The sequence below is a fragment of the Bradyrhizobium sp. TM102 genome, assembly GCF_009176685.1.
GTDB classification, from domain to species: domain Bacteria; phylum Pseudomonadota; class Alphaproteobacteria; order Rhizobiales; family Xanthobacteraceae; genus Bradyrhizobium; species Bradyrhizobium ottawaense.
Map to the genome: position 1 here is coordinate 2,410,566 of NZ_AP021855.1, position 24,916 is coordinate 2,435,481.

The 24,916-nt window shown below is 65.5% G+C and carries 21 protein-coding genes; 16 read left to right on the forward strand and 5 right to left on the reverse strand.

All coding sequences use genetic code 11. The features are described 5' to 3' along the window. Nucleotides 1-7 precede the first annotated feature (7 nt). From GDN70_RS11360 to GDN70_RS34895, 13 genes are all read left to right on the forward strand, one after another. Nucleotides 8-1,027 (forward strand): branched-chain amino acid ABC transporter permease, encoded by a 1,020-nt coding sequence (locus GDN70_RS11360; RefSeq protein WP_370093429.1) that lies wholly within the window; start codon nt 8-10, stop codon nt 1,025-1,027. After that, nucleotides 987-1,916: a polyphosphate kinase 2 family protein gene (locus tag GDN70_RS11365; RefSeq protein ID WP_028145428.1), complete on the forward strand. Its 930-nt coding sequence runs from the start codon at nt 987-989 to the stop codon at nt 1,914-1,916. The genes GDN70_RS11360 and GDN70_RS11365 overlap by 41 nt, the downstream gene beginning before the upstream one ends. Then, entirely contained in the window at nt 1,913-2,950 is a 1,038-nt protein-coding gene (locus tag GDN70_RS11370) for a patatin-like phospholipase family protein (protein ID WP_038971198.1), read from the forward strand. Before GDN70_RS11365 ends, GDN70_RS11370 begins: the two co-directional genes overlap by 4 nt. An 821-nt stretch (nt 2,951-3,771) precedes the next feature. After that, on the forward strand, nt 3,772-6,111 hold the full coding sequence (locus GDN70_RS11375; RefSeq protein ID WP_152102523.1) for a mechanosensitive ion channel domain-containing protein: 2,340 nt from the start codon (nt 3,772-3,774) through the stop codon (nt 6,109-6,111). A 101-nt stretch (nt 6,112-6,212) separates the two neighbouring features. Next, nucleotides 6,213-7,214 carry a tripartite tricarboxylate transporter substrate binding protein gene (locus tag GDN70_RS11380; RefSeq protein ID WP_152102524.1) on the forward strand — a complete coding sequence of 334 codons (1,002 nt, stop codon included), beginning with the start codon at nt 6,213-6,215 and terminating at the stop codon, nt 7,212-7,214. Nucleotides 7,215-7,432: 218 nt separating this feature from the next. Beyond that, complete coding sequence (locus GDN70_RS11385) at nt 7,433-9,028, forward strand: NAD-dependent malic enzyme (protein WP_244625897.1); 1,596 nt, start codon at nt 7,433-7,435, stop codon at nt 9,026-9,028. Nucleotides 9,029-9,335: 307 nt separating this feature from the next. Further along, nucleotides 9,336-9,728 (forward strand): BlaI/MecI/CopY family transcriptional regulator, encoded by a 393-nt coding sequence (locus tag GDN70_RS11390; RefSeq protein ID WP_028145423.1) that lies wholly within the window; start codon nt 9,336-9,338, stop codon nt 9,726-9,728. Beyond that, nucleotides 9,725-12,241, forward strand: a complete 2,517-nt coding sequence (locus tag GDN70_RS11395) for a M56 family metallopeptidase (RefSeq protein WP_152102526.1) — start codon at nt 9,725-9,727, stop codon at nt 12,239-12,241. Before GDN70_RS11390 ends, GDN70_RS11395 begins: the two co-directional genes overlap by 4 nt. Nucleotides 12,242-12,360: 119 nt before the next feature. Next, on the forward strand, nt 12,361-13,830 hold the full coding sequence (locus tag GDN70_RS11400) for a DUF1800 family protein (RefSeq protein WP_095426112.1): 1,470 nt from the start codon (nt 12,361-12,363) through the stop codon (nt 13,828-13,830). Nucleotides 13,831-13,832: 2 nt separating this feature from the next. Further along, nucleotides 13,833-15,080: a DUF1501 domain-containing protein gene (locus GDN70_RS11405; RefSeq protein ID WP_038947600.1), complete on the forward strand. Its 1,248-nt coding sequence runs from the start codon at nt 13,833-13,835 to the stop codon at nt 15,078-15,080. A 174-nt stretch (nt 15,081-15,254) separates the two neighbouring features. Further along, nucleotides 15,255-16,424 (forward strand): serine hydrolase, encoded by a 1,170-nt coding sequence (locus tag GDN70_RS11410; RefSeq protein ID WP_028145419.1) that lies wholly within the window; start codon nt 15,255-15,257, stop codon nt 16,422-16,424. 322 nt (nt 16,425-16,746) lie between these two features. Further along, a complete protein-coding gene (locus GDN70_RS11415; RefSeq protein WP_038947599.1) occupies nt 16,747-17,265 on the forward strand; it encodes a septal ring lytic transglycosylase RlpA family protein in 519 nt (172 codons plus the stop codon). 115 nt (nt 17,266-17,380) lie between these two features. Beyond that, complete coding sequence (locus GDN70_RS34895; protein ID WP_018319756.1) at nt 17,381-17,536, forward strand: hypothetical protein; 156 nt, start codon at nt 17,381-17,383, stop codon at nt 17,534-17,536. A gap of 344 nt (nt 17,537-17,880) precedes the next feature. On the opposite strand, the gene GDN70_RS11420 is transcribed toward GDN70_RS34895, so the two are convergent. From GDN70_RS11420 to GDN70_RS11430, 3 genes are all read right to left on the reverse strand, one after another. After that, nucleotides 17,881-18,186, reverse strand: coding sequence for a hypothetical protein (locus tag GDN70_RS11420; protein WP_038947598.1), 306 nt, complete (start codon nt 18,184-18,186; stop codon nt 17,881-17,883). A gap of 85 nt (nt 18,187-18,271) precedes the next feature. Further along, nucleotides 18,272-18,544, reverse strand: a complete 273-nt coding sequence (locus tag GDN70_RS35785; RefSeq protein WP_028145416.1) for a hypothetical protein — start codon at nt 18,542-18,544, stop codon at nt 18,272-18,274. Nucleotides 18,545-18,667: 123 nt separating this feature from the next. Continuing rightward, the gene (locus tag GDN70_RS11430; protein ID WP_152102527.1) at nt 18,668-21,355 is read right to left on the reverse strand and encodes an alpha/beta hydrolase fold domain-containing protein; all 2,688 of its coding nucleotides are present in this window, start codon (nt 21,353-21,355) and stop codon (nt 18,668-18,670) included. A gap of 188 nt (nt 21,356-21,543) precedes the next feature. On the opposite strand from GDN70_RS11430, the gene GDN70_RS11435 reads away from it, so the two are divergent. Together GDN70_RS11435 and GDN70_RS11440 are read left to right on the forward strand one after the other, a co-directional pair. Further along, on the forward strand, nt 21,544-21,792 hold the full coding sequence (locus GDN70_RS11435) for a hypothetical protein (RefSeq protein WP_028145414.1): 249 nt from the start codon (nt 21,544-21,546) through the stop codon (nt 21,790-21,792). 81 nt (nt 21,793-21,873) lie between these two features. Further along, nucleotides 21,874-23,376 carry a carboxylesterase/lipase family protein gene (locus tag GDN70_RS11440; protein ID WP_152102528.1) on the forward strand — a complete coding sequence of 501 codons (1,503 nt, stop codon included), beginning with the start codon at nt 21,874-21,876 and terminating at the stop codon, nt 23,374-23,376. Between the two features lie 7 nt (nt 23,377-23,383). On the opposite strand, the gene GDN70_RS11445 is transcribed toward GDN70_RS11440, so the two are convergent. Then, nucleotides 23,384-23,563, reverse strand: a complete 180-nt coding sequence (locus GDN70_RS11445) for a hypothetical protein (protein ID WP_028145412.1) — start codon at nt 23,561-23,563, stop codon at nt 23,384-23,386. Nucleotides 23,564-23,713: 150 nt separating this feature from the next. Between GDN70_RS11445 and GDN70_RS11450 the strand changes: the two genes are divergently transcribed. Next, nucleotides 23,714-24,508, forward strand: coding sequence for a class III extradiol ring-cleavage dioxygenase (locus GDN70_RS11450; RefSeq protein ID WP_038971188.1), 795 nt, complete (start codon nt 23,714-23,716; stop codon nt 24,506-24,508). Between the two features lie 124 nt (nt 24,509-24,632). Here the strand turns inward: GDN70_RS11450 and GDN70_RS11455 are convergent, their stop codons facing one another. Further along, on the reverse strand, nt 24,633-24,893 hold the full coding sequence (locus GDN70_RS11455; RefSeq protein ID WP_028145410.1) for a SemiSWEET transporter: 261 nt from the start codon (nt 24,891-24,893) through the stop codon (nt 24,633-24,635). Between the last annotated feature and the right edge of the window lie 23 nt (nt 24,894-24,916).

The following is a 24,916-nucleotide window of genomic DNA, read 5'->3' on the forward strand; positions in this document are numbered from 1 at the left end:
GCAAGGGATGATCGAGCAACGGCGGCTTGCAGCATGGGGGATTGGGCTGGCGGCGCTGGTCGCGCTGCCCTTCGTCTATCGCGATCCCTATCATCTGCACATCCTGGTGCTGATCCTGATCTGGTCGTTCGCTTATACGTCGTGGTCGATGATGGGGCGGTTCGGCCTCGTCTCGCTCGGCCATGGCGGCTTCATGGGGATCGGCGCCTATGTCACCGCGCTGCTCTGGAACCACCTCGGCGTGTCGCCCTGGATCGGCATTCCCGTCAGCATGGTCGCGGCCGGCGCACTGGCGCTGATCGTCGGCTACCCCTGCTTCCGCTTCCGCATCACCGGACACTATTTCGTTCTGGTGACGCTGGCGCTGTCAGGCATCGTGCTCCAGGTCATCACGGCGACGCGCGACTACACCGGCGGCTCGCTCGGATACACGCCGAATCGAACCTCGGGCAACAAGCTGCTGGCACTGCAGTTCGACGACAAGATCACCTGGTATCTGATTGCGCTCGGGGTCTGGCTGTTCGGCATCGTGGTCTGGCACTGGGTCGACCGCAGCATGAGCCGCTACGCGCTGGAGGCGATCTCGGAGGACGAGGACGCAGCGGCCGCCGCCGGCGTCGACGTCACCGCGGAGAAGCTGAAGATCACGCTGCTCAGTGCCCTGATGACGGCGCTTGCGGGCGCGATCTACTGCCAGTACCAGATGTTCATCACGCCCGACACCGTCAGCGGCATCGCGGTATCGCTCCAGATGGTGTTCGCAGCCATCGTCGGCGGCCTGTTCGTCTCGCTCGGCCCGACCTTCGGCGCCGTGATCACCATCCTGCTGGCGGAAACCCTTCGCATCGGCTTCGGCACCAAGGCGGTCGGCTGGGACAACCTCGTCTATGGCGTGCTGCTGGTCCTTTTCATCATATTCCTTCCCAAGGGCATCCTTGGTAGCGTGCTCGACCGATTGAAGCCGCAACGCAAGGTGCCCCGCGCTCATGAGCAAGAAGCCGTCCAAATCGCTCGCCCAGGAACTTGACCGCTACATCACGCCGTTCCGCTACGACGGCTCGGGCAAGTTTCATCTCAAGGCGCACAAGACCGACGAGAAAGGCGATCTCGACAAGGAGAAGGCGCTGGCGATTCTCGACGCCAACAAGAAGCGGCTGATCGGGTTTCAGGAGAAGCTCTATGCCCAGGACCGCTGGTCGCTGCTGATCGTGTTCCAGGCCATGGATGCCGGCGGCAAGGACAGCGCCATCAAGGCGATCTTCGAGGGCATCAATCCGCAGGGATGCGAGGTCCATGCCTTCAAGGCGCCGAGCAGCAAGGAGCTCGACCACGATTTCCTCTGGCGCCACGCGATCGCGCTGCCCGAGCGTGGCCATATCGGCATCTTCAACCGCTCCCATTACGAGGAATGCCTGGTGACGCGCGTGCACCCGGAGATCCTCGCCAAGGAGAAGCTGCCGCAAAAGCTCGTCACCAAGAACATCTGGAAGGAGCGGTTCGAGGACATCTCGGCGTTCGAGCGCTACCTCTGCCGTAACGGCACCGTGGTGCTGAAGTTCTTCCTCAACGTGTCCAAGGACGAGCAGCGCGAGCGCTTCCTCGATCGGCTGGAGGATCCGGCCAAGCAGTGGAAGTTCTCCATGGACGACATCAAGGAGCGCGCGCTGTGGCCGCGCTACCAGGCGGTCTATCAGGACATCGTCCGGCACACCTCGACGCCTCATGCGCCGTGGTACGTCGTGCCCGCGGACCACAAATGGTTCGCGCGCGTCGTGATCGGCTCGGTGATCAATGCCGCGCTCGAAAAGCTCGACCTGCGTTTCCCCCGCGCCGACAAGGCCTCGGTGACCGAGTTCGAGCAAGTGCGCAAGGCCTTGGAGAAAGAGGGGACGGGAGGCAAGAAGAAAGCAAAGTGACAGCCAATCGGACCGCCGACCGCAAGACCGTCAATTTCGCGCTCCAGGGCGGCGGCGCGCACGGCGCCTTCGTCTGGGGCGTGCTCGACCAGGTGCTCGAAGACGGCAGGCTCGCGATCGAGGCGGTCAGCGCGACCAGTGCCGGCGCCATGAATGCGGTGGCGATGGCTTCCGGCATGGCGCACGGGGGTGCGGAGGCCGCGCGGGAGAGCCTGCACGCATTCTGGTACGAAGTGTCTCGCATGGACATGGCGTACGATTTGATGTCGCCGTTGAACCAGTGGATCCAGGCCCTGAAGCTGCCGCCGGAATATCATCCGGTTCACGCCGTCATCCACACGTTGACGCACACGCTGCCGCCGGGTCTGCTCAATCCCTTTCATTTCAATCCGCTCCGGTCGCTCTTGCAGCGCGTCGTCGATTTCGACCGGCTCAATTCCTCGCCCGAGGCGCCGCAACTGTTCCTCAACGCGACCAACGTCCGCACCGGCAAGATCAAGGTATTTCAGAGCCCGCATCTCACCGCGGAGACCGTGCTGGCCTCGGCCTGCCTGCCGCCCTATTTCCAGGCCGTCGAGATCGACGGCGAGCATTATTGGGACGGCGGCTACCTCGGCAATCCCGCGATCTTTCCGCTGATCTACCGCAAGGGCAGCCACGACGTCATCGTCGTGCAGGTCACGGCGATCCGGCGCGACGAGCTGCCGACGAGCGCGGCCGACGTCCTCCATCGCATCAACGAGATCAGCTTCAATTCGTCCCTGATGCGCGAGATGCGCGCGATCGCCTTCGCCACACGGCTGATCGATGATGGCGAGCTCGACAGCGGCAAGCACAGCCGCATGTACATGCACTGGATCGGCAACGACCAGCTGATGTCGCAGCTCGGCACGGCCACGCAATTCCATCCCGAATGGAGCCTGTTGTGCCGCCTGCGCGACGAGGGCCGTTCGGCGGCGCGAAGTTGGCTGGCGCGCAACTTCGACCGGGTCGGGATGGCCTCGACGGTGGACCTGGCCGACATGTTTCTCTAGGCCGCAGACAAAAACCACGAAAACGACCCCATGCACAGTAGCCGGGCGCAGCGGAATCAATGACTTGGCGGCGGGTGTCATATGAATGCTGATTTTGCGAAATCGAGTTGACGCGGCGGGGCAAAACAGGGACTTGATGTCACCATGCCTATCCAGGGAACCGGCACATTCAAATGTGATCCCTCACATCATTGATCCCGCTTGACAGTGTTGTGGCACAGGAGGAGCATGCCGATGGTCGCAACAAGCGACGCGCAACGTCCACCTCATGAGCAAGGGGAGGTCTATGACTCCACCTCCGCAAATCCAGCCGCGTTAAGTGCGATGGAGCTCGTTCGGACTATCGCATAGCGGCGGAAAACCGCGAACGGCACGCCGGGTCAAGGTTTAGCGGGCTGCATCAGTGAGGCATAGCCCCTACCTTCCCGGCGCTGTATTTTGCATCACATCGATCGTGTCCGGATGGCCGTGACGAGGCTGACCGCGACAGGTGGTTTTGACATCCTGCCTTTCTCCTCCACCTTCCTCCTTGCCGTCATTCCGGGCCGCCTCCCGGAATGACGGAGGGTGTTGCTTGGCAGGTCGGCCGGCCCGAGCGCGCGCCTCGAAGGATGGCGGCAGCGCAATTGCAAGGCAACTGACCTGCGCCGATGTTGCGGTTCCCGATCTTCGCATTGCGGCAAATGCCAAGAGAATGTCGCCTCAAAGGCCTACTTCCGACACAGGCCCCGGGCGAATAGCTGCGATCCGACATGACGCATGTGCTTCGGCGGTGACGGTCCCGACGCCGCCGGCTCATTCATTTTTTCCAGGGAATCCTCGTGTCGCATAAGCTTGCCCCGGCGGTCCTCGCCGCTCTCTTCCTCGCGATCTTCTCTGTTTCCGGTGTCCGCGCCGAAACGCCTCGGCCGGCGACGAATAACGCTGCCGCACTGTCGCCCGACGAAGCCAGGCGCGCGCTGGAGACGCTCCAGGACGACAAGAAGCGCGCGCAGATGATCGATACGCTGCGCGCGATCGCGAGTGCGTCCGGTCAGCAGCAGCCTGCGCCGCCCGCGCCGGAGCAGAAGTCGCCGATCCCGCTCTCGGCCGACGGCCTCGGGGCGCAGCTGCTGCTCTCGGTGTCGGAGGAGATCGGCGAAATTTCGAGCGAGATCGCCAGCGTGGCGCGGACGCTCACGCATTTCCCGGCCTTCTACTACTGGATCGTGCGGACCGCGAACGATCCAGCGGCCTATAATCTCCTGATCGAGATCGCCTGGAAGCTCGCGCTGGTGCTCGGTTGCGCGCTCGCGGCCGAATGGGTGATCTTCCGCCTGATCCGCCGTCCGGTTGCGTTCCTGGAGGGACGCGTGCCCCAGACCGCGCGCCTGCCGGCGCAAGCGCTGCCCATCGCCGATCCGCCGTCATCGGTGACGGATGTCATCGCCGAACCGGAGCTGCACAAGCGTCGCCACAGCCTGGCGCGGGTCTGGCAGGTCATGCTGCGACTGCCTTTCGTGCTGGGGCGCTTCGTCCTTGAACTGCTTCCCGTGGTCCTCTTTGTGGGCGTTGCCACGGCGCTGCTCGGCACCGAGATCGGCGAGCCCACGACGGTTCGCCTCGTGATCCTCGCCGTCGTCAACGCCTACGCATTCTCGCGCGGGCTCATCTGCCTGGTTCGGGCGCTGGCGGGGCCGTTCGGCCTGTTTCCGGTGCGCGCCGAGACCGCGGCCTATATCGAGATCTGGGCGCGCCGCATCGTCGGCGTCGGCGTCTCCGGCATCGCCTTTGCCAATGTGGCGCTGCTGCTCGGTCTGCATCGTGCCGGTTATGCCGCGCTGCTCCGCATGGTGATGCTGGTCGTTCACCTCTTCATCGTCGTCATCATCCTGCAATGCCGCCGGCAGGTCGCCGAGGCCATCCGTGCGCCGGCCGAGCGGCAGGGCATCGCGGCCCGCCTGCGCGACCGCATCGCCGGCGGCTGGCATTATCTCGCCATCGCACTGGATCTTGCGCTGTGGGCGGTGTGGGCGCTCAACATCCGCAACGGCTATTCGCTGCTGCTGCAATATTTCGTCGGCACCATCGTGGTCGCGGTGATCACGCGCGTCGCCATCATGCTGACGCTGAGCCTGATCGACCGCGGCTTCCGCATCAGGCCGGAGATCCTGCAGCGCTTTCCGGGCCTCGAGATCCGCGCCAACCGCTATCTGCCGCTGCTGCGCCGGATCGTCTCCAGCGTGATCGTCTTCATCGGCTTCGTGGCCGTGCTCGAGGTCTGGGGTGTGGACGCCATCGTCTGGTTCTATGGCGGCCAGATCGGCAGCCGGCTGATCTCGGCCGTGGTGACGATCGGCGTCGCCGTCCTGATCGCGGCGGCGACCTGGGAAGCCAGCAACGCACTCTTAGACCGCCAGATCAACACGCTGTCGCGGGACGGGCATTACGCCCGTGCCGCGCGGTTGCGCACCTTCCAGCCGATGCTGCGCACCGCGCTGCTGTGCCTGATCGCCACCGTCGTCGGCCTCACCGCGCTGAGCGAGATCGGCGTCAACGTCGCGCCGCTTTTGGCGGGCGCCGGCATCGTCGGCATCGCCATCGGCTTCGGCTCGCAGAAGCTGGTGCAGGACCTCATCACCGGGCTGTTCCTGCTGCTGGAGAACACGGTCCAGGTCGGCGACAATGTCAGCGTGTCGGGGCTGTCTGGCGTGGTCGAGAACGTCTCGATCCGCACCATCCGTCTGCGCGCCGGCGACGGCGCCGTGCACATCGTGCCGTTCAGCGCGGTCACGACCATCACCAATGCCAGCCGCGGCGCCGGCAACGCCTCGGTCAGCGTCAACGTCGCCTACAAGGAAGACACCGACCGCGTCGGCCAGATCCTCAAGGACATCGTCGACGAGATGCGCCGCGAACCGGAATTCCGCCCGCTGATCCGCGGCGACCTCGATCTGTGGGGCATCGACAAGGTCGACGGCGCGATGGTGTCGATCGTCGGCCAGATCCGCTGCACCGAGGCCGGGCGCTGGCCGGTCCAGCGCGAATTCAACCGCCGCATGAAGCTGCGCTTCCAGCAGAACGGCATCGACGTCGCATCCGCCAACCAGACCATCTTGATGCACGTCGTGCCGCCGCTGGATGGCGCGGCCAATCTGACGCCGCGGCGGGCGGCCGGATAGTCGCTCGGTCGAAATTTCCGGCTTGCCTCCGCGCACCCGGCAGCGTTCACTCGGCCTCCAGCCCGCTGCCGACATGCGGGCGATGAAAATGGGTGGGTGGAATGCTACGAGGGCTATGGGCCGCCTTGCGCGGTCACGTGATCGTCTTGTGCGCCGTGGTCGGATGTGGGACGTGGATTGCACCGGGCCATGCCCAGCCGTTTCCCTCACGCCCCATCACCCTCATCGTACCGTTCGCCGCGGGCGGTCCGACCGACACGCTGGCGCGGATCCTGTCCGAGCGGATCGCCGCCGAGCTACGCACCACGGTCGTGGTCGAGAACGTGGCCGGCGCTTCCGGCAGCATCGCCGGTGCGCGCGTGGCGCGTGCGGCCCCTGATGGCACCACCATCACCATCGGCCATTGGGGCACCCATGTGCTGAACGGGGCGATCTTCAAGCTGCCCTATGACGTGGTCGCCGATTTCGAGCCGGTCGCGATGATCGCGATGGGAACGCAGCTCATCGTCGGCAGGAAGTCACTCGAGGCGAACAACCTGAAAGAGATGATCGCCTGGCTGAAGGCCAACCCCGGCAAGGCCACCGCCGGGACGGCCGGGGCCGGCACGGGCGCGCATGTCGCCGGCGTCTTCTTCAAGGACAAGACCGGCACCGACTTCCAGTTCGTGCCCTATCGCGGCGCAGGACCTGCGATGATCGATCTCGTGGCCGGCCAGATCGACATCATGTTCGACCAGGCCTCGAACTCGCTGCAGCACGTCAAGAGCGGTGCGATCAAGGCCTTCGCGGTGACCTCGCCGACGCGGCTCGCATCTGCGCCCGATGTGCCGACCGTCGACGAAGCGGGCCTGCCGGGTCTCTACATCTCCTACTGGCACGGCATCTGGGCACCGAAGGCCACGCCGAAGGACATCGTCACGAAACTCAACGCGGCGATCGTCGCCGTGCTCGCCGAGCCCGCCGTCAAGCAGCGCTTTGCCGAACTGGGGCAGGAGATTCCGCTACCGGCGCAGCAGACGCCCGCAGCGCTTGCGGCGTTCCAGAAGGCCGAGACCGAGAAATGGTGGCCGATCGTGAAGGCTGCCGATATCAAGCCGGAATAGCCGCGGCGTTAACCTTTTCCCGCGTGCAACTGCCTGTCGTTATCGAGAGTCTCGCTGCGGTGCGAGATCACAATCGATGCCTCCGTCGCTACGTCCTTGATCTCGATGGAGCGCTGGCCGACAATGTCCGCGGTTCAATGTGAAGCTTTTTGGGGGAATTCGTGAATAGACCTGCCCGGGTCGTTGCCCAATCGACGTCGTCCGATTCGCCGCAAGGCATGACATTGCTGCGCGATCCCTTGCTCAACAAGGGCACCGCCTTCACGGAAGCGGAGCGCGAGGCCCTGGGCCTGCGCGGCCTGTTGCCGCCTTGCGTGCTGACGATGGAGACGCAGGCTCAGCGCGTCCTCACCAATCTGCGCACGCTGCCGACCGATCTGGAGAAATACGTCGCGCTGAACGCGCTGCATGACCGCAACGAGGCGCTGTTCTTCCGCGTCGTCGTCGACAACATCGATGAGATCCAGCCTATCATCTACACCCCGACGGTCGGGCTTGCCTGCCAGAAATTCGGCCTGATCTTCCAGCGGCCGCGCGGCATGTTCATCTCCTCGCGCGATCGCGGGCAGATCGCCGAGATTCTGAAGAACTGGCCCTATTCGGCCAAGCTGATCGTCGTCACCGACGGCGAGCGTATTTTGGGACTTGGCGATCTCGGCGCCAACGGCATGGGTATTCCTGTCGGCAAGCTCTCGCTCTATTCGGCCTGCGCCGGCGTGCATCCGGAGGCGTGCCTTCCGATCGTGCTCGACGTCGGCACCAACAACGAAGAGCTTTTGAACGATCCCTATTATCTCGGCCTGCGCGAGCGGCGGCTGACGGGCGAGGCCTATGACAGCTTCGTCGACGAATTCATGCAAGCCGCGCGAAAGACCTTCCCGGGCGTGCTGATCCAGTTCGAGGATTTCGCCAATCACTCGGCGTTCAAGCTGCTGCACAAATACCGGGATGAAGCCTGCGTCTTCAACGACGACATCCAGGGCACCGCGGCGGTCGCGCTCGCCGGCCTGTTCTCGGCGCTGCGCGTGAATGGCGGCAAGCTGAAGGATCAGAAGATCCTGTTCTTAGGGGCAGGCGAAGCGGCAACCGGCATCGCCGATCTCGTGGTCTCTGCCATGATGGCGGAGGGTGCTTCGGAAGCCGAAGCTCTGCGGCGCAACTGGCTGGTGGATTCCCGCGGCCTCGTCGTCGGCGGCCGCGAGGGCCTCTCCGGCCACAAGCTGCGCTACGCGCATGCCGAGCAGGCGCCGATCAGCGACTTCCTCACCGCGATCAAGACGCTGAAGCCGACGGCGATCATCGGGGTTGCCGCGGTCGGCGGCGCCTTCACGCCCGAGGTGCTCGAGGCGATGGCCGAACTCAACGAGCAGCCGATCGTGTTCGCGCTCTCCAACCCGACCTCGAAGGCCGAATGCTCGGCGGAGGATGCCTATCGCTACACCAAGGGGCGCGCGCTGTTCGCCTGCGGCAGTCCGTATGATCCGGTGACGCTCAACGGCCGCAGCTTCGTGCCGCGCCAGGGCAACAACTCCTACATCTTCCCCGGCGTCGGCCTCGGCGTCATCGCCAGCGGCTCGAAGCTGGTGACCGACGAGATGTTCATGGCGGCGGCCCATACGCTCGCTAATTGCGTCGGCAAGGAGGATCTCGCGCAGGGCAGCCTCTATCCGGCCCTGCCGCGCATCCGCGAAGTCTCGGTCCGCATCGCCGCGGCCGTCGCGGACGTCGCCTATCAACGCGGGCTCGCCGACGGACCCGCGCCCAACGACGTCAAGGCTCTGGTGCAGTCGCAGATGTACGAACCGAAGTACTGAGTGCCTCCACACCGTCATGGCCGGGCATAGCCGTCCGAAGGACGGCGTCGCTTCCGCTTGCCTATGTCCCGGCCATCCACGCCGTGCTCCGTGGCACGAAGAACGTGGATGCCCGGGCCTTCGCCTCGCCGAAGCGGCTTCGGCCGCGCAGGCGGGACAAGCCCGGGCATGACGACCTTCTGAATTCAAGCGGCTATTAGGTCAGCCCGGCGCCACCATCACAGGTGGAATCGCCGTTGCCTCGCGCGGCCGCATATGCGACAATCTGTAGCGTTACAAGAAAACTCAATCCGCAAGGTAAGCCGCCATGGACGATCGTTTGCCCGAACTGGGCGACCTCGAGCACGAGGTCATGCAATTGGTTTGGGCCCATGGTCCTGTCACGGCCGAAATCGTGCGCGAGCGGTTGTCGCGGCGTCTGAAGGAATCGACGGTGCGCACGGTGCTGCGTCGGCTCGAAGAAAAGGGCTATGCTAACCACACCGTGGACGGACGCACCTATGTCTACCACGCGGCCGAAGAGCGCTCGCGGGTTGCGGCCAAGGCGGTGCAGCGCATCGTCGACTGGTTCTGCAACGGCTCGATGGAAGAGGTCCTCGTCGGCATGGTGGACAACAAGATGCTCGACCAGCAGCAATTGCGCACGCTGGCCGACCAGGTGGCCAAGGCGAAGAAGGCGAGGGGAGTGAAGAAAGAATGATCGCAACTCTGGCGGAGGCGGCACTGCGCTCCCTTGTGCTGGGAGGCGTCGTCTGGTTCGGTCTCAATCTGTTTCGCGTGCGCAATCCGCACGTTCACATGACGGCGTGGGTCGTCGTGCTGCTGGCGTCGCTGGCGATGCCCTTCGTGATGCACTGGCCGACGCTCACGATCACCCGGCTGCCTTTGCCGGTCGTCGTGCCGAATGATTTTCTGCCGGCCGACATCTCGATGCCGGAGACGCCGCAGCCCGCGCTGCCAGTCGCGCCCGGCATTGCTATCGCGCCGCAAGCCAGAAGCGGGCTCTCGATCAATTGGTGGCTCATTGCCACCATCATCTATGCCGGCATCGCCGGCCTGTTGCTGCTGCGGCTCGCGATCGGGCTCTGCCTGACCTGGCGTCTGGCGCGCGCTGCAAAGCCGATGAATGGCCTGCAGATGATCGCCGCCGACGTGCGCGTCAGCCGCGATGTCGGCGGCCCCGTCACCTTCGGCTCGACCATTCTGGTGCCGCCGCAATTCGCCGGCTGGGACGCGAAGAAGCGCCTCGCGGTGCTCGCGCATGAAGGCGCGCATGTCGCCAATCGCGATTTCTACGTCCTCCTGCTGGCATCGCTCAACCGCGCGGTGTTCTGGTTCAGCCCGCTCTCGTGGTGGCAGCTCGCGCGCCTTGCCGAGCTCGCCGAGATCATCAGCGACGCCGAGGCGATCGAGGTGATCGACGACCGGCTGTCCTATGCGGAAATCCTGCTCGATTTTGCCAGCACAGTGAAACCACGGCCGGTCGAGCTAGCGATGGCGCGGGCCTCGACCGTGCGCGCCCGTGTCGAGCGCATCATCGCGGCTGCCGCGATGCCCGTCGCGGTCAGCTGGCGCAAGCGGCTGTGGATCGCGGCTGCGATCGTTCCGGTGGTGATCGTGTCCGCCGGCATGATCGCCTATCGCACGCCGGACGCGGTGCCACTGGCCGCGGATGCCGGCGAGGTGCCTGCCCAGCATTACCGCCCGTTCGTCAATTTCTACGCCATGGGTCCGGCCTCGGTGTTCGCCATCTTCCGCGAGGGCGACGAGGTCTATGGCCAGCTCACCGGCCAGCGCAGGCTGCGCCTGACGGTCGGCAATGACGGCACGGCCACCTACGCGGCCTCGTCCGGCGAGATCACCTTCGCGCTCGATGCGGAGCGCCGCTCGTCCGAGCTGACGCTGCGCATGAACGGCCGCGACATTCGTGCGGTTCGTGTCGCCGAGATGCCGGCGGCGGTAGCCGAGCCGGTATCGCTCGATCCGTATGTCGGTTGGTACAGGATTGCGCCAAACCGCGTGCTCACCGTGCGCCGCGACGGCGACCGTCTCTCATTGCGGGAGACCGGCCAGGACGCAACGCAGGTGCTCCCCGAGGGCACCGACGCCTTCTCCTTCCGCGGCGATCATCTCGTGATCTTCCTGCGCGACGAGCAGGCGAAAGTGTCGCGCCTGCTGGTGCAGAGCGCCATCTTCGGTGCCCGCCTGGGAGCCCGCGTCGACCCGGCGGTGGCCCAGGCGGTCGAGGCGGATTTCGCGCGCCGCCTCGCGAAGGTCTCCGACAGATTCAGGGAGCAGGTGCCGGCGGCCGGCAGTAAGGAGATGGTCTTGGCCGGCATCGAGGATCTTCGCCGCGGCACGCCGGACTATGATCGCATGAGCGCGTCGCTCGCGGCCAAGGTCCACCGCTATCTCGCCGAAATGCAAACGACTTTCGTGGCGCTCGGCGCGGTGGAATCGATCTTCTTCCGCGGCGTCGGGCCCGGCGGCTATGACATCTATGGTGTGAAGTTCGCGAACGGCAGCGCGGAATTTCGCCTGATGATCGAGCCGGACGGCAAGGCCGGCGACGTGTTCTTCCGCGCCGACGGCAATGACGAGATCGGCGGCATGGTGTCTTGCGCGGAGGAGGCGAGCGTCCGCGGCCGCGCCGGCACCTCGCCGATCAGGATCATGCTCTATAACGAGTTGGCCGACGACATCCAGGTCTTCAATCTCGATGCGGACGGCAATCGCAAGGCGCAGATCGTCAGGCCCAACATGACCTGGTTCACCACCACCACCGTGAACAATCCCTGGATGATCGCCGACAAGTCCGGACGGTGTCTGGAGATCGTGATGCCGGGGCGGCAGACCCGCTTCCACAATGTCGAAGCCTCGGCTATCGGCGCGCGTCCGGGCCGCGCCGCGCGCCGCGCCGTTCCGATCGCCAATGGCGAGGAGATGCTGCGCCGTTATATCGAGGGCGTCGGCAGGGGGCAGCCGGACTACGCGCACATGACGTCGGAAGTGGCCGACATCACGCGCCAGCAATTGCCGTTCGACCAGGCGATCCTGGCGCGGCTCGGCGCGCTGCGCGCGGTGTCCTTCCGCGGCGTCACCGCGCTCGACAGCGACATCTACATCGCCCAGTTCGCCAACGGTTCGGCGGAATGGCGCATCGGCGTCAGGAACGACACCATCACGAAGATTGCGCTCGGGCCGAATTTCTAGGGACGCCGGCGGCTCCCGATGTCGTGACGGAGGTGCTGCAATCTCCGCTTGTCGGCCAGTGCCTTGAATGCTACGGTCAGTAGCATTACAAATCGTAGCTTAGAGCCGGAACATTCGCCATGAGCAATTCCGCAAGGGCCGAAGCCGTGCTGGCTCTGCATCGTTTCGGGATGGGGCCGCGGCCGGGATCGATCGCCGCCGTCGGGAGCGACCCGCGCGGCGCGCTGATCGCCGAGCTCGACCGCCCGCTCGCGCTCACCGCGGCGAGCGCTCTGCCCCCCAGTGCGAAAGCCTATCGCACCGTGGCCGATGCCAATGCGCGGCGAGCCGCGCGGGCCAAGCAGGCGCAGCAGCAGGCCAAGAAGCAGCAGATGGCGTCGGCTGGCTCGGGCGATCAGGCCGAGGCGCGGCCCGAGGGGCAGGCACAGGGCTATGCCCAGGAAAAGGATGCGGCCGAGATGGCGGCGAAGCAGGCGGCCGACGCCATTCCCGATCCAGGGCGTCCGATCTACCTGCAGGAAGCCAAGCTCCGCACGGAAGCCGCGCTCACGGCCGATATCGGTTTTGCCGAGCGGCTGGTCTGGTTCTGGTCCAACCATTTCTGCATCTCGGCCAACAAGATCCAGAGCATGTCCGGTGCCTATGAGCGCGAGGCGGTTCGCGCCAACGCGCTCGGCCGCTTCGTCGATCTCCTGCTGGCCGTCGAAGGCCATCCGGCCATGCTGTTCTATCTCGACAATCTGGAATCGATGGGCGCCAACTCGACGGCCGGCATCAATCGCAACCGCGGCCTCAACGAGAACATCGCGCGCGAGATCATGGAGCTGCATACGCTCGGCGTGCGCACCGGCTACACCCAGGACGACGTCATCAGCTTCGCCAACGTGATGACCGGCTGGACGCTGGTGCCGCCCGGCGCCGATCCCCAACATGGCGGCGAGTTCACCTTCAATCCGCGGCTGCACGAGCCCGGCGGACAGACCCTGCTCGGTAAGCGCTACGAGCAGGAGGATGTCGAGCAGGGCCGTGCCGTGCTGCGCGATCTCGCCGCGCATCCGGCGACCGCGACCCATGTCGCGACCAAGCTCGCGCGCCACTTCGTCACCGACGCGCCGCCGCCCACTCTGGTCGAGCAGATGACGAAGAGTTTTCGTGAGACCGATGGCGATCTCAAGCAGATCGCGATCGCGATGGTGTCGTCCGACGAGGCGTGGCGCGCGCCGCCGGCAAAGCTCAAGCGTCCGAGCGAATGGGTCGTCGGCATGGTGCGTGCGACCGGCATCACGCAGGTCGATCCCGTCCTCTACACCGGCGGCCAGCAGCTGCTCGGCGAGCCGCTATGGCGTCCGTCCGCGCCCAAGGGATATCCGGATGACGAAGCGAGCTGGATCGACGGCGTCGGCCGCCGGCTCGACGTCGCCAACAATTTTGCCGAGCGCATATCCGGCATGGCCGATCCGCAAGCCATCGTCGAGGACGTCTTTGCATCCGAGATCGCGGCCGAGGTGAAGCAGGCGGTCGGCCGCGCCGAGAGCCGGCAGCAGGCGCTGGCGCTGCTGTTCATGTCGGCGGATTTTCAGAGGAGGTGAGCATGGGCGTCAATCATCTGCCCACGCGGCGCGAGCTTCTGGTCGGCTCCGGTGCGCTGTTCGCATGGAGCCAGATGCCCAGGATCGCGCGCGCCGAAGGCCGCGACCCGCGCCTGCTCGTCATCGTGCTGCGCGGCGCGCTCGACGGCCTCGGTGCCGTCGCGCCGGTCGGCGATCCCGACTGGATCTCCTTGCGCGGCGATCGCGCGCTGCTGCTGGACGGCAAGCCGCCGGCGCTGCCGCTCGACGCCTTCTTCGCGCTCAACCCGGCGATGCCGAATTTGCACCGGCTCTACAGGAGCGGCAAGGCGGCGATCGTCCATGCCACGGCCACGCCCTATCGCGAGCGTTCGCATTTCGACGGCCAGGACGTGCTGGAGAGCGGGCTTGTCAAGCCCGGTATGACCAGCTCGGGATGGCTCAACCGCGCGCTGCTCGCGCTGGAATCGGGCGGCCGCGTCGACCCGCGCGGTAGCCGCGCGCTCGGCATCGGCTCGGTGACGCCGCTGGTGGTGCGCGGCTCCGCGCCTGTGATGACGTGGGTGCCGCAAAGGCTCTTGCCGGCGAGCGAGGACACGCAGAGCCGCCTGCTCGATCTCTACCAGCACACCGACCCGAAGCTCGCGACCGTGCTGCAGGCGCGCATGAAGCTCGCTTCGCTCAGCGGGGCGCCGGGCACGGGCGAGGCGATGTCTGACGATCCAACCCTGGCGCCGCCGGGCATCGCACGCGTGCGCGCCTACTTCGCAGACGCCGCCGGCACGGCCGCGCGCTATCTCGCCAAGCCCGACGGCCCGCGCGTCGGCGCCATGGGCTTCGTCGGCTGGGATACGCATATCGCGGAAGGCGCGGCCTCGGGCCAGCTCTACAATCTGCTCGGTGCGCTCGACGGCGCCTTCGTCGCGATCGAGAGCAACATGGGCGAAGCCTGGAAGGAGACGGTGGTGGCCGTCGTCACCGAGTTCGGCCGCACCGCCCGCATCAACGGCACGCAGGGCACCGATCACGGCACCGGCACGGTCGCCTTCCTGATCGGCGGCGGGCTCGCCGGCGGCCGTGTGATCGCGGACTGGCCGGGACTGAAGCCGGCGCAGCTGTTCGAGGATCGCGACCTCAAGCCGACCACCGATCTGCGCGCCGTGCTCAAGGGCCTGCTGAGGGATCATTTGCGCGTCGAAGAGACAGTGCTGGCGGAAACGGTCTTTCCCGGCAGCGCAGACATCAAGCCGATGGGGGGCCTTGTGGCCTGAAGCGCGATGTGCACGCTGACGCAACGAGAGCTCGATTTTCTCGCCAGCTTGAAGGCGACTTGGCGACGGCTCTATTGGCGTGAGTTCGCGCGTCTTCTCGAGGAGGGGGCAGAGTCCGGCGAGACTCGTGTCGATATTTGCCCCGCCTCGCAAAGGACATGAGGAGAAGCCTGGATGAGACGCCGCCGGTTCATTTCACTTCTCGGGGCAGCCGCGCTGGCGCCGCTCTCCGCTCCGCCAGTATCTGCGGAGCCATCTGGCGGCTGCGGTGTTCCGCTTGCGCGAGATGATGGCTGGCCTGCCGGCTCCGTCAACGACGATGGGCTCGTCAACCGCGACGTGCTGTGCAGGATGGGGGATCGGCTCGCATCAAGCGATGCCAACATTCATGCAGTTCTGGTCGCCCGCGACGGCAAGCTGGCGTTCGAACGTTACTTCAAGGGCGCCGACGAGATACCCGGCTACATCTACGGCCGCCGGGTCGAAACCATCGCCTTCGATGCCGATACGTTGCACAACATGAAGTCTGTTTCGAAGAGCGTTGCATCTCTCGTCGTCGGGATTGCGATCGATCGCGGGCTGATACGCGGCGTCAACGAGCCGATCTTCAGCTTCTTCCCCGAGCTGTCCGACTTGCGTTCTCCCGAAAAGGACCGCATCCGGCTGGCGCATGTGCTCACCATGTCGATGGGCCTGAAGTGGGTCGAGGCGACACCCGCGACGGGAGACGACGACAATGACGAGACGCGGATGCATATGGCATGGGATCCGTGTCGCTACGTTCTCGGTCTTCCCGTGACCGCCGCGGCAGGGCAGGAGTTCTTCTACAACACCGGCGCGCTCACGCTTGTGTCGGCCATCATCCGCAAGGCGACTGGACGTCCCCTCGACGAATTTGCGCGCGAGAATTTGTTCGAACCTCTGGGTATCACCGGCACGGCGTGGGGCCGGTACAGGGGGGATACCGATGCCGGAGGAGGATTGCGCCTGCGGCCGCGCGACATGGCCAAGATCGGCCAACTCGTGCTTGCGGGCGGTCGCTGGAACGACCGCCAGATCGTTTCCAAGGCATGGATCGAGGCTTCGACGGCGGAGAAGATCAAGGCGACGGACGATCAATCCTACGGATATCTGTGGTGGCGCGGCCAAGCGCGCCTCAATGACCGGAAGGTCGCCTGGGTCGGCGCGCTGGGGCGCGGCGGGCAGTCGATCCGCATCGTGCCGGAACTCGATCTCGTCGTCGCAGTGACTGCGGGTTACTATCAGGACTACAGCCCGAAAGCGTTTCAACTCCAGTTCGGTATATTCAGGGACGTCCTGCGCGCGATCCCGCCTCCGGCCTGAGCTGGAGCCGGCCACCGTCAGGGCAATCGCATATGGCATTTCCGCCAGCTGAGCGCGCGCCTCGTCCTTCGAGACGACGCGCTTCGCGGTCTCCTCATCAGGATGAGGCTAAGCGGCATCGGTGCCCGTCAAGACTGCTGCCGCACACTCCGTCCTCATCCTGAGGGCCCGCCAGCGGCGGGCTGTCCCGATTCAGGACGCGTCACTGTGGTCGAATCGTCACAGCTGACGCGAAACGGCGGCGGCCCCACGCCCGCTTTTGTTCCGACAAGGTTCTGCCCTCATTGCCCACCGAAATTCCGTGCAGTTCGGAGGGCGCATCATGTCTCGCATTGCACGTGCCGAAACTGCCCGGATTTCGCTGGCAACCTCGAGCCGGCTGCTGCTGGCCATCGTCGGGGCCGCCTCGCTCGCCGCCTGCGCGCAATCGCCGGTCGGCCGCCAGAAGGCCGATCTCGCGGCCACCGGCCGGCAGGCCGCGGTCGAGCGGCCGCACCGGGTGGCGGCGCTGCATCCAAGGCCGGTCAGCCGGGTGCGCATTCCCGATGGCGATGCAAAGCAAGCGACCTCGCACGGCGTTGCCAGCTTCTATTCGGATACGGAGACTGCGAGCGGCGAGAAGTTCGACAAGAACGAATTGACCGCGGCCCATCCGACCCTGCCATTCGGCACCAAGCTGCGCGTCACCGACGTTTCCTCCGGCCGCTTCGTGACCGTCAGGGTCAACGATCGCGGTCCCTATATCCGCGGACGCGTCGTCGACGTCTCGCCTTCCGCGGCCGAGGCGCTCGGCATGGTCGATAGGGGCATCACCAATGTCCGGCTCGACGTCGTGCAATGAGGCCCGGCCCGTCGAGATCGACCCGCGCACTTAACCGGCTGTTAGCTGCTCTGTCGCACCATGGGTGTCCAACAAGTCGGGGCTCCAGGTTCGGAGCCTTCTGGGGAGGCGGCGCTTGAACACGATCCAGTATCTCGAAGATCAGGCTGCGCGCGCCGAGCGGCTCGCCAAACGGATCACGGATACGCTGACGATCGAAAGGCTGCTGACCTTCGCGGGCGAGCGCCGCCGCGAGATCGAGGTCATCGCCGGCAAGCACCGCCGCGCTTAACTCCCGCATCCATGCGCTGAACGCATTCGCCCTCGCTGAGAGGCGCGGAACTTCTTCCTTTTTCCTGCGTCATGACAGTGATTGAAGAGGAGGACGTCATGGGTTTTGGACGAGGTGCTTTGCTTTGGTTGCTTGGCGTGCCGCTGCCGATCGTTCTGCTGCTGGCATTGTTCTGGCACCACTAAAGCATGATCCGGACCCGGAGGGCCGCGTTCGCGCGAAGCGCGAAGCGGTTGTCCGAAGAGATCATGCTCGACTGAAAATGTTGCCGCACGAAAAGCGCCGCGGAAGCGGCGCTTTTTTTGTTCCTGCGAGCCGAGGCAATCGATGAGGTGGATGTGTCCTCAGCTATGGCTGTCGACGAAGTCGCTGAGATAGTCGGGCAGCTCTATGCCATAGATGTCGCAGCGTGCCTTTATCGCGCCGGCGACGTCGGTCGAGATGTCCTTCATCCAATGTTCGAGCGTGTTGAACGAAATCACCTTGATGGGGTCGTTGAAGCAGCCGGCGACGAACTCGCCGATCGTGGCTTCGAGATCGCTCCGCTCGATGCGAATCTCAGTCGCCTGGTCGAGGCGGTCGATCACCACGAACAGGGTCTTGTCTGCGCCGTAGGGCACGACCGGGGGTAGTACGCCAGCTGCAAGCATGTGAGGCACTCACGCCTTGACTTCCGATCTCCCCTAACGGGAAGAACCGGCAGAAAGTTCCTACGCGCCTGCATGTGAAGCGCCGTCAGAGAAATTCTCTCCAGCGCGAGAGCTCGATGACGTGTTCGGGCGAGAGGATGCCGGTCACGAGCGGCGGCTGTGCCGCTGTCCGGATCTCATAGAGATGCCGGGTCGTGGCCGGCTTCCCCATGAACGCCGAGATGCACTCGTCCAGAGTGCCTTCCGTTATCGGGTATGATTCCCGGTCCGGCCGGCGCTGGTTTGCGAGCGACGGCCATTTATGCAGGGCCGCAAGCGCACCGAAATCGACCTTTGACTCCGCAACCGCGTCCCCCATCGTCCCACCTCACGCAAAAAACACCCCAGCACGCGGATTTGCGTACCGGGGCCCATACCTGTCGCTGCATCTCGACGCCACAACGCAGCAGCCGGGAAAAGGTTCCCGGCCGCGGTGTCATGATCAGCTCGCCGCCGCCGCGATTCTCCGCCCCGGGCTGGCTAGCCCGTGGCCGTGCTCGTCACCGCGGCTGACCTCCGGCGGCAGCCCGGCAAAGCGCCGCAAGGCTTCCGCCATCTGCACCCGGCCCGAGACGCCCGTGATCACCACATCGACCATGGTGAAGGACGAGTGGAAATGGCCGTGCGCCTTGAGCTGCTCGACCGGGACGCCTGCGACCGCCATCGCCTCGGCATAAGCGATGCCTTCGTCGCGCAGCGGATCGAACTCGCAGGTCGTCACGAAGGCCGGCGGCAGCCTTTCGACCTTGCCGCGGAGTGGCGAGGCGCGCGGATCGGTGCGGTCCGCCGGCGAGCAGTAGAGGTCCCAGAACCAGTACATCAGCGAGCGCGTCAGGAAGTAGCCGGTCGCATTGTCGTTATAGGACGGGCGATCGAAGGTGCAGTCGGTGACCGGGCAGATCAGGAGCTGACCGGCGATCTCCGGCCCGCCGCGGTCGCGTGCGAGCTGGCAGGTGACGGCGGCGATGTTGCCGCCGGCGCTCCAGCCCGCAACCAGCACCGGGCCCGGCTTGCCGCCGAGCTCAGTGGCGTGCTCGGCGATCCAGCGCGTGGCCGCATAGCCGTCTTCGGCAGCGGTCGGGAAGCGATGCTCCGGCGCGTGACGATAGCCGACGCTGACGAACATCATGCCGGTCCGCCGCACCATGTCGCGGCAGAACGGCTCGTCCGACTGCTCGTCGCCGAGCACCCAGCCGCCGCCGTGGAAATAGACCACGACCGGATGCGGTCCCGGCGTTGCCGGCTTGTAGACGCGGTATGGCAGCGCGCCATCGGTGACGGGGAGGGTGCCATCGACGATATCGCCGATCGGCCGCCCGGCGGGACGGCCCTTGTTGAACTCGTTCACGAACTCGCGCGCGCCGAGCGCGCCCATCGACTCGATCTGCGGCAGGTTCAGCGATGCGAGCAGGTTCAGCACCAGCCGCACATCCGGCTGCAGCCGCACCACCTCGCCGTCATTGCATTGCTCTGCGCCGCCAGGGCCGGTGAGCTTGAAACCGAGCATGCCGCGGCTGACCACCTCGTCGCAGATGCTGCGATAGGGGCCGACGCCGCCGGTATAGGGCATCAGGCCCTGCACCTTGCCGGGGACGTTGGCGCCCGTGTACCAGGTGTTGGCGAGCCGATGCAGCGTCACCATCGAGCAGTCCGCCATGTGCCGGCCCCAGCCGGCCTGCGCCGTCTCGGTCGGCTCGATCGTGGTGAAGCCGGCATCGCGCAATGCGGCGAGCCGGTCGACCACCCAGTCGACATGCTGCTCGATCGACACCGCCATGTTCGACAGCACCGACGGGCTGCCGGGCCCGGTGATCATGAAGAAGTTGGGAAAGCCTTCGACGGTGAGCCCGAGATAGGTCTGCGGCCCCTGCGCCCAGACATCTGTCAGCGACTTGCCGCCGCGCCCGGTGATCGGATGCACGGCGCGGATTGCGCCGGTCATGGCGTCGAACCCGGTCGCGAATACGATGATTTCGACGTCGACGCTGCGGCCGTTCGTGGAGATGCCACTCGCCGTGATCGCCTTGATCGGCTCCTGGCGCAGATTGACCAGCGTGACGTTCGGCCGGTTGTAAGTGGCGTAATAATTGGTGTCGAGGCAGGGACGCTTTGCGCCGAAGGGATGATCGTGCGGCGTGAGCGCCGCCGCTGTCTCGGGGTCCTTGACTGCCGCCCGGATCTTCTCGCGGATCAGGTCCTGGACGATCTTGTTGCCGTCGACGTCGACGGCCTGATCGGCCCAGAGCTGGGTCAGGATGTGGACGAGGTCGCCGGCGGCCCAGGCACGTTCGAATCGCTCGCGACGCTCGGCATCGCTCAATTGCCAGCTCACGACCGTCTGCTGCGGATAGGGCACGCCCGCCATCGACTGGCGCGCCTGCTCGCGATAGGCCGGGCGATCGGACTGCAGCAGGCTCATGCGGTCCGATGGCGCCGGCCCGTTATGCGCAGGCAGTGCGAAGTTCGGCGTGCGCTGGAACACGGTCAGATGCGCGGCCTGCTCGGCGATCAGCGGGATCGACTGGATGGCGGACGAGCCGGTGCCGATCACGGCGACGCGTTTTCCCGCGAGATTGACGCCGCCATGCGGCCAGCGTCCGGTGAAATAGACCTCGCCCTTGAAATCCTTGACGCCGTCGATCTCCGGCGGCTTCGGCGCCGAGAGGCAGCCGGTGGCCATGATGTAGTGGCGGCAGGAGACAGGTGGGCCATTGTCCGTGGTCAGCTGCCAGCGCTCGGCCTTCTCGTCCCACTTGGCTTCGGTGACCTTGGTCCTGAAGCGGATGTCGCCCCTGAGATCGTAGCGGTCGGCGACGAAGCCGAGATAACGCAGGATTTCGGGCTGGGTGGCGTATTTCTCCGACCAGGTCCAGGCCGTCTCGAGCTCCGGATCGAAGGTGTAGCTGTAGTCGATGGTCTGGATGTCGCAGCGCGCGCCCGGATAGCGGTTCCAGTACCAGGTGCCGCCGACGTCGCCGGCCTCTTCGAGCCCGACCGCCGAGAGGCCGGCCTTGCGCAGGCGATGAAGGAGATAGAGGCCGGCAAAGCCGGCGCCGACCACGGCGACATCGACCTGCTGAGCGGTTCCGCGCTCATCGGAGGCACGTGTGGCAACCATCGCATCAGGCATGACATCCTCCCGTATGTTTTGTTTTGCCGGCAGGCTATCGCCACATGCACGGCTTGTCATCACAGCAAGTGCAATCTTCGGTAGGCGTTTGCGGCGTCACCGTGGCGCGTGAATGTTGCGGCACTACACGCACCGCGATGCACAATGGCCGTGATTGCCCGGGCTAATCATGCCCGATCCGCCTGTGTATGCTTGCGGTTACAAGCCACGCGTACCGGCCGGGCGTCATGACAGAGTTGAGTGAGCGGACCAAAGCGAACATGGACGTCGTCCTGGAGGAGACGTGTAGGCAATTGCCGCATGGCGGCGATCACGACAGCCGCAGGTTCATCGCCGAACGCCTGATCGAAGCCGCGCGGGCCGGGCACTCCACGCTCGGCGAGCTCGGCATCGTCGCGCGGCACGCACTGGCGGCGATTCTCGCAAAGCGCGGTTAGTGTGAGCCGGCAGGCTTGCTCCGCCGACGGCCGCGGACGTAACCTGCAGGAAACCGTTCCGCGCATCGAGATGCACCGAAGATGCGATCCCTGCTCGCGCTTCTTGCGGCCTCCATTGTCCTGTGTTGCGCTGGCTCGGCCGTGGCGCAGCCGGTCGGACAGTTTCCGTTCGCGCTGACGCGTGAAGGACAGATTCTCGGCGCCGTCGAGGGTGAGGTGGCCTCGTTCAAGGGACTGGCCTATGCGGCGCCGCCGGTCGGCGCACTGCGGTGGCGACCGCCGCAGCCGACGCCCGAAAGTTCGGAGATGCACACCGCCTACGATTACGGCGCGCCGTGCCTTCAGCCGTCCTTGCCTGATGCGGGCGAGGATTGCCTGACGCTGAACGTGTTCCGTCCCTTCGGGGTCGACGGCCCGCTGCCGGTGATGATGTTCATCCATGGCGGCGGCTTCATCGGCGGCACCGCGAATGAGCGGCTGTTCGACGGTGCCACGCTGGCGCAGGCCGGCCTCATCGTGGTCACCGCAAATTATCGCCTTGGCGTGCTCGGCTGGCTCACTGATCCTGCGCTGACGGACGGCGGCTCCGGCAATTACGGCCTGATGGACCAGATCGCCGCGCTGCATTGGGTTCATGACAACATCGCCGCCTTCGGCGGTGATCCGCACAATGTCACCTTGTTCGGCAGCGACGCAGGCGCGACATCGATCGCGCTTCTGATGCTGTCCGCGCAGTCGCGCGATCTGTTCCAGAAGGCCATTCTGCAATCGGTGCCCGCTCGCGCGCCCCTGCGCTCGGCGCAGGATGCGCAGGCGATGGGCCGGCAGTTCGTGGCGGCGCTCGGACCGCAGGCGGATTTGCGTGCCGCCGGACCGCGACGCCTGCTTGCCGCCGAAAGCCGTCTGCTGGAGCAATCGCGGTACGGCTTCGCGCCGATGATGGACGGAGCTCTGGTGACCGAGGATATCGCGGCAGGCTTTGCGGCCGGACACCAAAGCCGCATTCCCCTGATCATCGGCTCGAACGACGACGAGACGGGTTTCGACGGCGAGTTCGATGCCAAGGAGGAGCTTGCAGCGTCAGGCCTCACAAGCGATGAGCTGCGCAAGCTCTATCCTGATCTCGCCAAGCCTTCTCTCGCCAAGCCTTCTCTTGTTAAGCCTTCGGATGTTGCGGCACGATTCTACACCGACAAGGTCTTTTCCGAGCCCGCAAGACTGCTGGCGCGCCTGCATGCCGCAAGCGGCGCGGCGACCTTTCGCTATCGCTTCGCCTATGTGCCCGAGGCGCGTCGCGCCAATCCTGGGCCTGGGCATGGGCGCGAGCTGCAGTTCATCTTCGGTGCAGAAGGCGTGCCGGGAGCGGGCATCTTCTCGCGGGCTGATCGCGAGGTCGCAAGCCGCATGCGGTCCTATTGGATCAACTTCGCCAGAAGCGGCGATCCCAACGGTCCCGGTCTGCCGCATTGGGATTCCGTCGCTGGCCGCGATCGCCTGCTGCTGATCGCGAACGATCACATCGCGAGCGGAGACGACCCCTGGTCGGAGCGTCTCGACCGGATCGCAGGCGAGAGCAAGAAATGAGCTGGACTTAAGCGGCGAGCTCGACGCGGGGCGCCGGCGTCAGCCGGCCTTCCTCCAGATAGTCCATCGCGCCGTCCTTCTCGACGGCATAGAACTGCTGGCCTTCGCGTGACTTGAAGGCGGCGCGAACGATGCCGCGGCGGCCCTTGTCACTGTTGACGACGTCCCCCAGCGCAAACTTCTTCATCTCACGTCTCACTTGTCTTCAGGCCGACTGCTTCGGCCACGCCGGGGATTTTGGGCGGCAAATCGTTAACGACTTGCTAACCATGCCGGTTTGCCTATGCTCGCCGCCGGACGCGCGGGCACGCGCAGAGTGCCGATGAGACGAAGCCCCATGACGCGATTTCCGACCCTGTTCCTGTCGCATGGCGGCGGCCCCTGGCCCTTCATGGAGGACCGGCGGGTGCAATATGCCAGAACCGCCGAAGAGTTCGGCCGGTTGCCGCAGCTTCTCCCGGAGAGACCAAAGGCCGTGCTCGTGGTCACCGGCCATTGGGAGGCCGATGCCTTCACCGTCTCGACCTCGGCGCAGCCGCCGATGGTGTACGACTATTACGGTTTCCCCGAGCATACCTATCATCTCAAATATCCGGCGCCGGGCCGGCCCGAACTGGCGACCGAGGTGAAGGCGCTGCTCACGCGGGCCGGCCTGGAATGCCGGGAAGATCCCAACCAGGGTTTTGATCACGGCACCTTCGTGCCGCTCGGCCTGATGTATCCGAACGCCGACATGCCGATCGTGCTGCTGTCGCTGAAGTCTGCTTACGATGCGGCCGAGCACATCAGGGTCGGCGAGGCGATTGCCTCGCTCCGCGATGAAGGCATCCTGATCGTCGGCAGCGGGCTGACCTATCACAACATGCGCGGCTTCAACCGGCCCGAGTCCAAGCCGGTCTCGTATGATTTCGAGGCCTATCTGAACGAGGCGATCAGCAACCCCGATCCGGCCCGCCGCAACGCGATGCTGGTGGATTGGGAGAATGCACCGAGCGCGCGCCTGGCGCATCCGCGCGAGGACCATCTGCTGCCGCTGATGGTGGCCGCCGGCGCCGCCGGCAGCGATATCGGCAAGCGCGTCTTCGTCGACGAGGTCGCCGGTGTGGCGATGGCGTCGTATGTGTTTGGATGAATTCGTAGGGCGGATTAGCCCGCGGCTGCGCGAAGCGCAGTCCGCTGGCGTAATCCGCCGTCGTGCGGCATTAAGAGTGGCGGATTACGCCTTCGGCTAATCCGCCCTACGGCATCCCGCGACCTCACCCGTATTTCAGCTTCATGAACAAAATGCCGCCGGCGAGCAGCATGGTGATGGCGTTGGCGGCGACCAGCGGCGCATCGCCCGAGAGCAGGCCGTAGATCAGCCAGAGCGCGAGGCCCAGCACCATGACCAGGAACATGCCGAGCGAGATGTCTCCGGTGGAGCGGGTCTTCCACACCTTGATGGCTTGCGGCGCGTAGGCCACGGTGGTGCAGGTGGCGGCGGCAAAGCCGATCAGCTTGATCACGAACGGGTCCATGCCGGCTCTATAGCATGGATTCG